We start from the raw sequence: 13,420 nt of genomic DNA on the forward strand, positions 1-13,420 counted from the left end.
GTTGGACACTACGCGACCTCGATCAGCGGCTTATCGGCCGATGCCACATGCAATTCACCGATAGCGTTGAGCGTGATACCGTGCTGTTCGGCAATCGCCAGCACCTGCGCTTCCGCCTCCGGCAATACCGCCAACAGCAAGCCGCCGGAGGTTTGCGGATCGCACAGCAGCTGGCGCTGCAAATCGCTCATCTCGCCCACCAGATGGCCATAGCTGTCGAAGTTGCGCCCGGTGCCGCCCGGCACACAGCCCTCGGCGATATACGCCTCGACGTCCGGCAGTTTCGGCACCCGATCAAACCAGACCGTCGCCTGCAGACCGGAGCCCTGGCATACCTCGCTCAGGTGACCCAGCAGGCCAAAGCCGGTGATGTCGGTCATCGCTGTGACGCCCGCCACCTCGGCAAAATCAGCACCCGGTTTATTCAGGCGACACATCACTTCAGTCGCCAGGCCCTGATGCTCAGGGCGCAGCTTGCTTTGCTTCTCGGCGGTCGTCAGCACACCGATGCCCAACGGCTTGGTCAGATAAAGTTTTGATCCGGCCTGTGCCGCGCTGTTTTTCTTCACCCGCTCGGTATTGACCACGCCGGTCACCGCCAGGCCGAAAATAGGTTCCGGTGCATCGATGGAATGGCCACCGGCCAGCGCGATCCCCGCCTGCTGGCAGGCGAAACGGCCGCCGTCGATCACCTGCTGCGCCACCTCCGGCGGCAGCTTGGCGATCGGCCAGCCGAGAATGGCGATCGCCATGATCGGTTTGCCGCCCATGGCGTACACGTCGCTGATGGCGTTGGCAGCCGCAATGCGGCCGAAATCGAATGGATCGTCGACGATCGGCATGAAGAAGTCGGTGGTGCTGATGATACCGACGCCGTTGCCAATGTCGTACACCGCCGCATCGTCGCGGGTTTCATTGCCGACCAGCAGGCGCGGATCGACAAACTTTTCCCGCTCGCTATGCAGGATGGTTTCGAGAACTTTCGGTGAGATTTTGCAGCCGCAGCCAGCGCCATGGCTGTACTGGGTTAAACGGATCGCTGGCGATGTCATAGTCCACTCCCTTCGGTAACGGCACTCAAGATAACATAGGGTAGCGCTTGCCGAGGGGATTGATAAGAGCGGGCCGCCGATAAGCGAACGGCCTGCTCAGAAACCATGCAATTTTGCGGGGTTTGGCGCATTTTCACCGCGCCCCGTTGGAAAAAACTCAGAAATAGCTGACGAAAGGCGTGCTGTCCGGCGGCGTCACCTTGGTGGCAGCCTTCAGCTGCGGCGTCCCCAGATAGAGGAAGCCGACGATCTCGTCCTGCTCGCGGCAACCGAAGGCTTCACGCACCAGCGCATGCTCGGTCCAGGCGCCGGTGCGCCAGATGCCGTTAAAGCCCTGCGCCAGCGCCGCCATCTGCATCGCCTGCACGGCGCAACCGGCGGAAACCACCTGCTCCCAGCGCGGCACTTTGGTCTCTTCCGTGCAGTGCGCGATGACGGTGATGATCAGCGGTGCGCGGAACGGCGCCTTGGTGGCTTTTTCGATCGCCGCCTCGTCCAGCTGATCCTGCTTCGCCGCCGCCTGCAGCAGCTGACTGAAGCGTTCCAGGCCCTGATTCTCGATCATCACGAAACGCCACGGCTGCAGCGCGCCGTGATCGGGTGCACGCAGGCCCGCGTTGATGATATTTTGGCGCACTTCCCCCGCCGGCGCCGGTTCCGCCAGGCGCGAAGCCGAGCGACGATTCAATAAAAGATCCAGAGCATCCATCGTAAACTCCTGATAACAATTTTCATTCCGGCCACGTTAACATAGCTAAACGACGAGTTACAGCCTCGGCGATAGCGTCTGTGTGCCACGATTTAAAGCTGACATTTACCCGGCCGCTCATTAGGATAGCGGAACATTCTCGACTCTTGTTGGAGAGCACATGCGCACATTGTGGCAAATTATTGCCGGCATTTTCCGGTGGACATGGCGTCTGCTGAATTTTATCAGGGAACTGATCCTTAACCTGTTCCTGGTCTTGCTGATCCTGGTTGGGGTCGGCATCTATCTGTCCTTCCAAAGTTCCTCCACCTCGACGGCCCCGGCGCGCGGCGCGCTGCTGGTCGATTTAAGCGGCGTGGTGGTCGATCAGCCTTCGGTAAACAACCGAGTGCGGCAATGGGGCCGCGAACTGTTGGGCGCCTCCAGCAGCCGCCTGCAGGAAAACTCGCTGTTCGACGTAGTCGACAGCATCCGCAAGGCCAAAGACGACAAAAACATTACCGGCATGGTGTTGCAGCTGAATGACTTTGCCGGTGCCGATCAGCCGTCGCTGCGCTATATCGGCAAAGCGCTGCGCGAGTTCCGCGACAGCGGCAAACCGATCTTCGCCATCGGCGACAGTTACAATCAAACGCAATACTACCTGGCCAGCTACGCCAACAAGGTCTACCTGTCGCCGCAGGGCGCGGTCGATCTGCACGGTTTCGCCACCAACAACTTGTATTACAAGTCGTTGCTGGACATGCTCAAGGTCACCACCAATATCTTCCGCGTCGGCACCTATAAATCGGCGGTCGAACCGCTGATCCGCGACGACATGTCCCCGGCGGCGCGTGAAGCGGACAGCCGCTGGATTGGCGGCCTGTGGCAGAACTATCTGGAAACCGTGGCGGCCAACCGGCAGCTGACGCCGCAGCAGCTGTTCCCCGGCGCCGCCGGCGTGCTGAGCGGCCTGCAGGCGGCAGGCGGCGACACCGCCCGCTATGCGCTGGACAATAAGCTGGTGGACGAGCTGGCGTCGCGCACCGCGATCGAAAATCAGCTGGTCAAAACCTTCGGCTGGGACAAACAGGCGAACGATTTCAACGCCATCAGCATCTACGACTACCAGCCGAAGCCGGACGCCAACCAGGGTGGCAAGATCGCCGTGGTGTTCGCCAACGGCGCCATCATGGACGGCCCGCAGACGCCGGGCAACGTTGGGGGCGACACCACCGCCGCCGAGCTGCGTCAGGCCCGTCTGGATCCGGCCGTCAAAGCCGTGGTGTTCCGCGTCAACAGCCCTGGCGGCAGCGTCAGCGCGTCCGAAGTGATCCGCTCCGAGCTGGCCGCCGTGCGCGCCGCCGGCAAACCGGTGGTGGTGTCGATGGGCGGCATGGCCGCGTCGGGCGGTTACTGGGTCTCGACGCCGGCCGACTACATCATCGCCAGCCCGAGCACGCTGACCGGCTCCATCGGTATTTTCGGCATCATCAATACCTACGAGAAAACCCTGGATACGCTGGGCGTGCACACCGACGGCGTGGCGACCTCGCCGCTGGCCGATATCGCGGTCACCAAGGCGTTGCCGCAGGAGTTCTCACAGATGATGCAGCTGAATATCGAAAACGGGTATAAGAACTTCCTCGATCTGGTCGCCAAATCACGCAAGATGACCCCGCAGCAGGTTGACCAAATCGCGCAGGGCCATGTGTGGCTCGGCAGCGACGCCAAGGCCAACGGCCTGGTCGATCAGTTGGGCGATTTCGACGACGCGGTGAAGAAAGCCGCTGAGCTGGCGAAGCTGCAGCAGTGGCAGCTTGACTGGTTCGTCGATACCCCGAGCCTGAGCGATATGGTGCTCAGCCAGTTCGGCGTTTCCATTCACGCCATGCTGCCGGCGGCGATTCAGGCCATGCTGCCTGCCCCGCTGGCCTCGGTCGCCAATGCGGTGAAAGAGCAGCCGGGTTTGTTCAATAACTTGAACGATCCGCAGAACCGTTACGCGATCTGTCTGACCTGCGGAGAAGTCCGCTAACAAATAATTCTACAGCCCGGCCATCGCCGGGCTTTTTTTCTGCCGCCATGCCCCTATAATTCAGCCCATCTTATCTTTGTTAAAATCATGACCATGCAAAAGAAATCCATTTACGTCGCCTACACCGGCGGCACCATCGGCATGCAGCGCTCCGATCACGGCTATATCCCGGTTTCCGGCCACCTGCAGCGCCAACTGGCGCTGATGCCGGAATTCCATCGGCCGGAAATGCCGGATTTCACCATTCATGAATACGCGCCATTGATTGACTCTTCGGACATGACGCCGGAAGACTGGCAGCACATCGCCGACGACATCAAGCAGAACTACGATCGCTACGACGGCTTCGTGATCCTGCACGGCACCGACACCATGGCGTTCACCGCCTCGGCGCTTTCCTTCATGCTGGAGAACCTGGCTAAGCCGGTGATCGTCACCGGCTCGCAGATTCCGCTGGCGGAGCTGCGCTCCGATGGCCAAACCAATCTGCTGAATGCATTGTACCTGGCAGCCAACCATCCGGTGAACGAAGTCAGCCTGTTCTTCAACAACAAGCTGTTCCGCGGCAACCGCACCACCAAGGCGCACGCCGACGGCTTCGACGCTTTCGCTTCACCCAACCTGCCGCCGCTGCTGGAAGCCGGTATCCACATTCGTCGCCAGCACGGCATCGACAGCCCGACTTGCAACGGCGGGTTACGAGTGCACGACATCACGCCGCAGCCGATCGGCGTGGTCACTATCTATCCGGGCATTTCCGGCGCGGTGGTGCGTAACTTCCTGCTGCAGCCGGTCAAGGCGCTGATCCTGCGTTCCTACGGCGTCGGCAACGCGCCGCAGAAGGCCGAGCTGATCGACGAGTTGCGTGCGGCCTCCGAACGCGGCATCGTGGTGGTCAACCTGACGCAGTGCATCTCCGGGCGCGTCAATATGGAAGGCTACGCCACCGGCAACGCGCTGGCGCACGCCGGGGTTATCAGCGGTTTCGACATGACGGTGGAAGCCGCCCTGACCAAGCTGCACTATCTGTTGAGCCAGCCGCTGACGCCGGAACAAATCCGCGCCCTGATGCAGCAAGATCTGCGCGGCGAGCTGAGCATCAACGGTTAATCGACTGAACTCTGGAGCGGCGATGAAAACGGCCCTGTTGTTGATCGATCTGCAAAACGACTTCTGCCCCGGCGGCGCGCTGGCGGTCACGGCGGGCGACGCCGTCATCCCGGTCGCCAATCAGGCGATCGCCGCCTGCCTGGCGCGGGGCGAGCCGGTGGTGGCCAGCCAGGACTGGCACCCCGCCAATCACCGCAGCTTTGCGGTGAACTCCGATGCGCAGGTCGGCACCCTCGGTGAGCTGGAAGGCCTGCCGCAGGTATGGTGGCCGGTGCACTGCGTGCAAGGGAGCCACGGCGCCGATTTTCATCCCCAGTTACAGCGGCAACACATCAATGCCGTCTTTCGCAAAGGGCAAGATACGAACATCGACAGCTACAGCGCGTTCTTCGATAACGGCCACCGTGCGCAAACCGAACTCCACGGCTGGCTGCAATCGCAGGGCGTCCGGCGGTTGGCTGTCATGGGCCTGGCGACCGACTATTGTGTGAAGTTCAGCGTGCTGGATGCGCTGGCTGCCGGCTATCCGACGCAAGTGATCGTCGACGGCTGCCGCGGCGTGAATCTGCAGCCGGACGACAGTGAGCGAGCGCTGCAGGACATGGCGCGCGCCGGCGCGCAGCTAGTTACCCTGTCACAGTTTCTCGCCAACTAAATCCGCTCGGGCGCCACCGGCGCCCTCTCTGCGCGGCGGCGAAATTATCGACGCTGCTCACAATACCGCCTTTCTTCTTCCCCAACGGCTTGTGACCGGCAGGCGCTTTTGCTGTTATGACTGCGACGCTTTTGGCGTCAATCGGTTATACGCATCCGGGGCCCACTGAGCCCGGCTTTATTGTGCCCGCCCCTGGCGGTACGGTCGGCCTTGCCGACCACAAGGAGACTGACATGAAAATAACCCGAAAACTGCTGCCTTTGCTGGCGGCGGTGCAATTGGCTATGGCTGGCGCAAGCACGGCCCAGGCGGCCTATCTCTCCGTCGGCTACTTCAACGGCGGCGGCGACGTCACCGCCGGCCCCGGTGGCGATATCGATAAGCTGGACGTCACGCAAATCACCCACCTCAACTATTCGTTCGGCCTGATCTACAACGGCGAGAAAGACGAAACCAATGCGGCGCTGAAAGACCCCGCTCGCCGCCACCAGATCTACCTGTCGCCGAAAGTCACGGCCGATCTGCAACGGCTGCCGGTGCTGCGCAAACAGAACCCCGAGCTGAAAGTGCTGCTGTCGGTCGGTGGCTGGGGCGCACGCGGTTTCTCCGCCGCCGCCGCTACCGCGGAAAACCGGGCGATATTCATTCGCTCCGCGCTGCAGGTGATCGCACAGTACCGGCTGGATGGGATCGATCTGGACTGGGAATACCCGGTGAACGGCGCCTGGGGGCTGGTGGAAAGCCAACCGGCGGATCGCGATAACTTCACCCTGCTGCTGAAAGAGCTTCACCAAGCGCTGGGGCAAGGCAAGCTGTTAACCATCGCCGTCGGGGCCAACGTCAAAAGCCCACAGGAATGGGTCGATGTGAAAAGCATTGCCCCTTACCTCGACTACATCAATCTGATGACTTACGACATGGCTTACGGCACACAGTACTTCAATGCCAACCTGTACGATTCAACGCGTTGGCCAACCGTGGCGGCCGCCGACCGCTACAGCGCCGATTTCGTGGTAAAGCATTATCTGGCTGCCGGACTGAAACCGGCACAGATGAACCTGGGCATCGGTTTCTACGGCCGGGTGCCGAAACGGGCGACCGAGGCGGGCATCGACTGGGACAAACCGGACGCCGCCAAGCATCCGGTGACGCAGCCTGACTTCAGCGCGCGCGAAACCGCCCTGTTCAACGCGCTGGGGCTGGATCTCAGCAAAGACACTTACTTTAAATACCACGATATCGTCAGCAAATTGCTCAACGATCCGCAGCATCGTTTTCGCGAACACTGGGATGACGACGCCAAAGTGCCATACTTGACGCTGCAATCCGCCGAAGGCAAGCCGCTGTTTGCCATCTCCTACGAGAACCCGCGTTCGGTGGCCATCAAGGCCGAATACATCAAAAGCCAGGGATTAGGCGGTGCGATGTTCTGGGAATACGGCGCGGACGACAACAACAGGCTGGCGCAGCAGCTGGCGGAATCGCTGGGCATAAAGGGCGAAAAACGGTGAGTCGACGGGGCGATGGCGACATCGCCCCGCTTTAGGGTCGCGTTACTGCGGTTTGAGTTTGGCCAGCGGCTCGGCAACGAACTGCTGTTTCAGCTCTTGCTTGCTCTTCATCACAATCTGCCCGTCGGTACCGATGCTCATGTGCTGCGGATCGACGTTGTGCATCGACTGCCACAGCATCACCGCCTGCAAGCTATTTTCTTTCTGTTCCGGCGTCAGCGCCACGCCGTCCGGCCATTTACCCAGCTCAACCGCCAGTACCAGGCGCTGGTATATCTCGGGCGTCATCGCCGCAATCAGATCTTTCACGTCCATCAGAGCCCTTCTCGCTTACGGATGAATAATTAGCTGAATCGATTTTGTTAGTTAAATTACCACTTAACCGGCCGTTTGGTCGCCATTTTCGCCATCGGTGAAACTCAGCGAGGCGGAGTTGACGCAGTAGCGGTCGCCTGTCGGCTGCGGGCCATCGGGGAAAACGTGCCCCAGGTGCGCGTCGCAGTGGCCGCAGCGGATTTCAACACGATGCATATTATGCGAATTATCATCAAGATAGCGGATTGCATCGGCGGAAACCGGCTCATAAAAACTCGGCCAACCGCAGCCGGAATCGTATTTGGTTTCGGAATAGAACAGCGGCTGGTTGCAGCACAGGCAATGGTACACGCCCTCGCGCTTGTTGTGCAGCAATTTGCCGCTGAACGGCGCTTCGGTACCACGCTGTTGCGTCACATAACGTTGGATTTCATTCAGTTCCGTGACCGGATGACCGGGGGTTGTCTCTTTAGCCATTTGTGCTTATCTCTGAATGTGGATAATGTCAACGAAAACAATGATTAATAATAACAAAAAATTAACACCGCTGCAGGGGTTTTTGGCCTAAACTGTAGCCCATAAAGGCTACGTCACGATGATATGTGATAGCGATCACACATCTTGCGTATGCTGACTTTATACTTGGCGGCTTGTCCCCATATAACGGATGAGGCCAAGCGCAAATGGACTGTGCAATAAGCGTGCAAAACCACCCTTCTGGTTTGACTTGCCGCAAGAATTGACACGATTCCGCTTGACGCTGGGTAAGGTTTTTGTAATTTTACAACCAACCTTTTATTCACTAACAAATAGCTGGTGGAATATATGACTATCAAAGTAGGTATCAACGGTTTTGGCCGTATCGGTCGCATTGTTTTCCGTGCTGCTCAAGAGCGTTCTGACATCGAGATCGTTGCAATCAACGACCTGTTGGACGCAGAGTACATGGCTTACATGCTGAAGTATGACTCTACTCACGGCCGTTTCAACGGTACGGTAGAAGTTAAAGACGGCCACCTGGTTGTTAACGGCAAAACCATCCGTGTTACCGCAGAGAAAGACCCGGCTAACCTGAAGTGGAACGAAGTAGGCGTTGACGTGGTTGCTGAAGCGACCGGTATCTTCCTGACCGACGAAACCGCGCGTAAACACATCACCGCCGGCGCTAAAAAAGTGGTTCTGACTGGCCCATCCAAAGATGCGACCCCAATGTTCGTGCGCGGCGCTAACTTTGACAAATATGCCGGCCAGGACATCGTGTCCAACGCCTCTTGCACCACCAACTGCCTGGCGCCACTGGCTAAAGTCATCAACGACAACTTCGGTATCGTTGAAGGTCTGATGACCACCGTTCACGCGACCACCGCTACTCAGAAAACCGTTGATGGCCCGTCCCACAAAGACTGGCGCGGCGGCCGCGGCGCATCCCAGAACATCATCCCTTCTTCTACCGGCGCAGCGAAAGCGGTTGGCGTGGTTCTGCCAGAGCTGAAAGGCAAACTGACCGGTATGGCGTTCCGCGTACCGACGCCTAACGTATCCGTTGTTGACCTGACCGTACGTCTGGAAAAAGCGGCTACCTACGAAGAAATCAAGAAAGCCATCAAAGACGCCGCTGAAGGTTCTATGAAAGGCGTTCTGGGCTACGTTGAAGACGACGTGGTTTCCACCGATTTCAACGGCGAAGTGCTGACTTCCGTGTTCGATGCCAAAGCCGGTATCGCACTGAACGACAACTTCGTGAAGCTGGTTTCCTGGTACGACAACGAAACCGGTTATTCCAACAAGGTTTTGGATCTGATCGCTCACATCTCCAAGTAATGGCATGATGTTAAGCTGATAATGAGGGCGACATTTTTGTCGCCCTTTTTTATTTGTCTCTCCGGCAAACAATAGGTCATGAAATGAACGAGAAAATTTTCACCCTGCCCGTTTCCGAACAGATTTCACCTTACATCAGCCAACGTCAGCTCGATGAGCTGGGCGTGGTGGTGGTCTCGCACCCGAAAGTGCGCGCGGCCGTCGCGCTGCAGGGCGCCCATTTGCTGGCCTGGCAGCCCAGCGGTGAGCAGCCGGTAATTTGGCTCAGCAACAATACCCCGTTTGCCAAAGGCAAGGCCATCCGCGGTGGGGTACCGATCTGCTGGCCGTGGTTCGGTCCAGTGGCGCAACCCTCCCACGGCTTTGCCCGTAACCAACCCTGGAGCCTGACGGCGCACGATGAAGATGACAACGGCGTCATTCTGACCTTCACGCTGAAAGACAATGAGCAGACCCGAAAACTGTGGCCGCACGCCTTCACGCTGATTGCCCGCTTCAAACTGGGTGCAGAGTGCGAGATCGAACTGGAATCGCACGGCGATTATCAGGCCACGGCGGCGCTACATAGCTACTTCCAGGTCGGCGACATCGAACGGGTCAGCGTGGCGGGTCTGGGCGAGCCTTATATCGACAAGGTGGCGGGCGGTGCAGAGGCACGTCAGGCAGGTGAAGTGACCTTCGTCGGCCAAACCGACCGTGTCTATACTCGCCCGGAGGCCTTCAGCCAGATCCGCGATCCGGCGCTCGCACGCACCATCGAGGTTCACCACCATCATATGAGCGACGTCATCGCCTGGAACCCCGGCGCAGAACTCTCCTGCAGCATGGGGGATATGCCGAACGACGGTTACAAGACCATGGTTTGTATCGAGACCGGGCGCGTCAGCAAACCGCTGATCGCCGCCGGCGAGCAACCCGCCCGTTTGGGAGTCACCTTCCGCAGCCGTAAAAAAGCCTGAGGGGATCGTGCGCGGCAGCGCACTGCAGATGTGCAAAAGGGGCGCTTGCGCCCCTTTTTAATGCACGCCATGCACGATAATCGTGCAATGCGTGATTAGAAGGTGTAGCTCACACCCGTCATCAACAAACCGGTGTAGGATTTATCCACCATCGGACTGTCTTTTACTTCATCCGACAGCTTCACATAGCGGCCGACGAAGAAAGCGTTCCAGCTCTTGTTGATCTGGTAATTGGCGCTCAGCTCGAGATACGGTGCCCAGCTATCGCCTGGGGTGTAGCTATCCAGGCCGCTGCGGCGGGATTCATTGGCGCTGACGCCGTAGTAATATTTGTTCTGGTTCTTGCTGTTCCACATTACGCCCACGCCCGGGACCAGCGTCAATGCGTCCAGATCAAACTTGTACAGGTAAGCCACATCGCCCACCAGCCCGTTGCTGTTGTTCAGCGTGTCGCCGGTGAAAGTAGTACGGATAGTGCCCCACTCCGCGTTGTGCGAATAGGCCAGGCCGGCCATCAGCGTGCCGCGACGCTTGTCGAGGCGCTTCATGCGATCGTCGTCGCTGTCGCCCGGACGGTAGCCCCATGGCGTGTAGTAACCCATGATGCTCAGCTGGTTTTCTTGATCTTTCCACAGGTAGTAACCGGCGGTCAGAGTACGGAAGTAGAAGTCATCACCTTCATAGTCGATGACGGGCACCGGATAAACGCGGTCCTGATAACCGCGATACGCGTCCGGGCTAACCAGCGCGGCAGCGCCAAGTGACCAGGTCCCCGCCTGAGCACTTTGCGCACAAACCATTGCGGAAGCGATAATTGCTAGCGTTTTGAGTTTTGAAATCTTCACTGGTTCTTTTTCCATAAATTACAGGGTTAATAGCCGCAATAGTTTATGTGAAAATTTAGTTGCGCGCCTAATCTTTACAATAGAAAACGACCAAGATCGAATAACTTATAGCGGAATTATGAATTAATCATGGCGGAACGATGACGTTTTATCCCGCAGGCCGCGCCAGACAAGGCATTTGGCTAACACGGTAATAACTGAGTCATTGATATGACTTAAAAAAAGCTTTTTCTGCGGCAGGAAATTTTCCGGCAAGCAAACTAAGCTTAAATCAGAAGGCGAATTTATCCTGGGCCCAGTGGCATACAGCGCAACTCGCGATAATAAGCGCACCAAGTTGGCATACGGGTTGCTGTACTCAGGCGTATTCTCATCTTCTGGGGGCCAGAACACTATCACACGCTCTCTTTAACCTGTGCTAATAACGAAAGGACGGGCATCATGAACATATTTGACCACTATCGCCAGCGCTACGAAGCTGCCAAGGACGAAGAGTTCACACTGCAGGAATTTCTTACCATTTGCCGGCAAGATCGCAGTGCCTATGCCAACGCGGCCGAACGTCTGCTGATGGCTATCGGTGAACCTGTGATGGTCGACACTGCGCTAGAATCACGCCTGTCGCGCCTGTTCTCCAATCGCGTGATCGCACGCTATCCGGCCTTCGAGGAATTCTATGGCATGGAAGAGGCCATCGAACAGATCGTCTCTTACCTGAAACACGCCGCGCAGGGCCTGGAAGAGAAGAAACAGATCCTTTACCTGCTGGGCCCGGTGGGCGGCGGTAAGTCCTCGCTGGCAGAACGTCTTAAGGCGTTGATGCAGCGCGTGCCCATCTACACCCTCAGCGCCAATGGCGAGCGCAGCCCGGTCAACGATCATCCGCTGTGCCTGTTCAACCCGCAGGAAGATGCCTCGATCCTGGAGAAAGAGTTCAACATCCCGAGTCGCTACCTCGGCACTATCATGTCGCCGTGGGCGGCGAAACGCCTGCATGAGTTCGGCGGCGACATCACCAAATTTAAAGTCGTGAAGGTGCGCCCTTCCATTCTGGAACAGATCGCCATCGCCAAAACCGAACCGGGCGATGAAAACAACCAGGACATCTCGGCGCTGGTCGGTAAAGTGGATATCCGTAAACTGGAGAACCACGCGCAGAACGATCCGGACGCTTACGGTTACTCCGGCGCCCTGTGCCGCGCCAACCAGGGGATTATGGAGTTCGTCGAGATGTTCAAAGCGCCGATCAAGGTGCTGCATCCGCTGCTGACCGCGACCCAGGAAGGCAACTACAACGGCACTGAAGGCATCTCCGCCCTGCCGTTCAGCGGCATTATTCTGGCGCACTCCAACGAATCCGAGTGGGTGACCTTCCGCAACAACAAGAACAACGAAGCGTTCCTCGACCGCGTGTACATCGTCAAAGTACCTTACTGCCTGCGCGTGTCTGAAGAGATCAAAATTTACGACAAGCTGCTGGATCACAGTGAGCTGACCCACGCGCCCTGCGCACCGGGCACCCTCGAAACATTGGCGCGGTTCAGCGTGCTGTCGCGGTTGAAAGAGCCGGAAAACTCGAGCATTTACTCGAAAATGCGCGTGTATGACGGCGAAAGTCTCAAGGATACCGATCCGAAAGCCAAGTCCTATCAGGAGTACCGCGACTACGCTGGGGTTGACGAAGGCATGAACGGCCTCTCCACCCGTTTCGCCTTTAAAATCCTCTCGCGGGTATTCAACTTCGATCACGCAGAGGTGGCGGCCAACCCGGTACACCTGTTCTATGTGCTGGAGCAGCAGATCGAACGCGAACAGTTCCCGCAGGATTTGGCCGAGAAATACCTGGAACACCTGAAAGGCTATCTGATCCCGAAATACGCCGAGTTTATCGGCAAAGAGATCCAGACCGCCTATCTGGAATCCTACTCGGAATACGGACAGAACATTTTTGACCGTTATGTGACCTACGCGGACTTCTGGATCCAGGATCAGGAGTATCGCGATCCCGATACCGGTCAGCTGTTCGATCGTGAGTCTTTGAACGCCGAACTGGAAAAAATTGAAAAACCGGCCGGTATCAGCAACCCGAAAGATTTCCGTAACGAAATCGTGAACTTCGTGCTGCGCGCTCGTGCCAACAACAACGGCCGCAATCCGAACTGGACCAGCTACGAGAAGCTGCGCACCGTGATCGAGAAAAAAATGTTCTCCAATACCGAAGAGCTGTTGCCGGTGATTTCGTTCAACGCCAAAACGTCGACGGACGAGCAGAAAAAACACGACGACTTCGTTGACCGCATGATGGAGAAAGGCTATACCCGCAAGCAGGTGCGCCTGCTGTGTGAATGGTATCTGCGGGTCAGAAAATCCTCATAACGCCTCAGGTAAGCGGCATTATCAGGGCCATGTCCACAGTCATGGACGTT

Annotated in this window: 12 protein-coding genes; 7 read left to right on the top strand and 5 right to left on the bottom strand. The window is 57.9% G+C overall.

Features of this window, described 5'->3' with window-relative positions:
- Positions 1-8: 8 nt before the first annotated feature.
- Complete coding sequence (gene selD / locus ACJ8J4_RS04500) at positions 9-1,052, bottom strand: selenide, water dikinase SelD (protein ID WP_025303088.1); 1,044 nt, start codon at positions 1,050-1,052, stop codon at positions 9-11.
- Positions 1,053-1,209: 157 nt separating this feature from the next.
- Complete coding sequence (locus ACJ8J4_RS04505; protein ID WP_004932204.1) at positions 1,210-1,761, bottom strand: NAD(P)H nitroreductase; 552 nt, start codon at positions 1,759-1,761, stop codon at positions 1,210-1,212.
- Between the two features lie 160 nt (positions 1,762-1,921).
- Between ACJ8J4_RS04505 and sppA the strand changes: the two genes are divergently transcribed.
- From sppA to ACJ8J4_RS04525, 4 genes are all read left to right on the top strand, one after another.
- The gene (sppA, locus tag ACJ8J4_RS04510) at positions 1,922-3,778 is read left to right on the top strand and encodes a signal peptide peptidase SppA (protein WP_033643311.1); all 1,857 of its coding nucleotides are present in this window, start codon (positions 1,922-1,924) and stop codon (positions 3,776-3,778) included.
- A gap of 93 nt (positions 3,779-3,871) precedes the next feature.
- The gene (gene ansA / locus ACJ8J4_RS04515; RefSeq protein WP_025303090.1) at positions 3,872-4,888 is read left to right on the top strand and encodes an asparaginase; all 1,017 of its coding nucleotides are present in this window, start codon (positions 3,872-3,874) and stop codon (positions 4,886-4,888) included.
- Between the two features lie 22 nt (positions 4,889-4,910).
- Positions 4,911-5,543, top strand: a complete 633-nt coding sequence (gene pncA, locus ACJ8J4_RS04520) for a bifunctional nicotinamidase/pyrazinamidase (RefSeq protein WP_049203352.1) — start codon at positions 4,911-4,913, stop codon at positions 5,541-5,543.
- Between the two features lie 233 nt (positions 5,544-5,776).
- On the top strand, positions 5,777-7,054 hold the full coding sequence (locus tag ACJ8J4_RS04525; RefSeq protein ID WP_025303092.1) for a glycoside hydrolase family 18 protein: 1,278 nt from the start codon (positions 5,777-5,779) through the stop codon (positions 7,052-7,054).
- A gap of 42 nt (positions 7,055-7,096) precedes the next feature.
- On the opposite strand, the gene ACJ8J4_RS04530 is transcribed toward ACJ8J4_RS04525, so the two are convergent.
- Complete coding sequence (locus ACJ8J4_RS04530; protein WP_025303093.1) at positions 7,097-7,369, bottom strand: YeaC family protein; 273 nt, start codon at positions 7,367-7,369, stop codon at positions 7,097-7,099.
- Between the two features lie 63 nt (positions 7,370-7,432).
- Positions 7,433-7,846, bottom strand: coding sequence for a peptide-methionine (R)-S-oxide reductase MsrB (msrB, locus tag ACJ8J4_RS04535; protein WP_004932219.1), 414 nt, complete (start codon positions 7,844-7,846; stop codon positions 7,433-7,435).
- Positions 7,847-8,194: 348 nt separating this feature from the next.
- Between msrB and gapA the strand changes: the two genes are divergently transcribed.
- A complete protein-coding gene (gene gapA, locus ACJ8J4_RS04540) occupies positions 8,195-9,190 on the top strand; it encodes a glyceraldehyde-3-phosphate dehydrogenase (RefSeq protein WP_004932222.1) in 996 nt (331 codons plus the stop codon).
- Between the two features lie 83 nt (positions 9,191-9,273).
- A complete protein-coding gene (locus ACJ8J4_RS04545; RefSeq protein WP_025303094.1) occupies positions 9,274-10,149 on the top strand; it encodes a D-hexose-6-phosphate mutarotase in 876 nt (291 codons plus the stop codon).
- A 95-nt stretch (positions 10,150-10,244) separates the two neighbouring features.
- Here ACJ8J4_RS04545 and ACJ8J4_RS04550 read toward each other — a convergent pair whose 3' ends face one another.
- Complete coding sequence (locus tag ACJ8J4_RS04550) at positions 10,245-11,009, bottom strand: MipA/OmpV family protein (protein WP_025303095.1); 765 nt, start codon at positions 11,007-11,009, stop codon at positions 10,245-10,247.
- A 426-nt stretch (positions 11,010-11,435) separates the two neighbouring features.
- Here ACJ8J4_RS04550 and yeaG point away from each other — a divergent pair, with 426 nt between their 5' ends.
- Positions 11,436-13,370, top strand: coding sequence for a protein kinase YeaG (gene yeaG / locus ACJ8J4_RS04555; protein WP_025303096.1), 1,935 nt, complete (start codon positions 11,436-11,438; stop codon positions 13,368-13,370).
- The last annotated feature ends 50 nt before the right edge of the window (positions 13,371-13,420 follow it).

It is taken from the genome of Serratia sp. CY47280 (assembly GCF_052168655.1).
In the GTDB taxonomy this organism is placed as follows: domain Bacteria; phylum Pseudomonadota; class Gammaproteobacteria; order Enterobacterales; family Enterobacteriaceae; genus Serratia; species Serratia bockelmannii.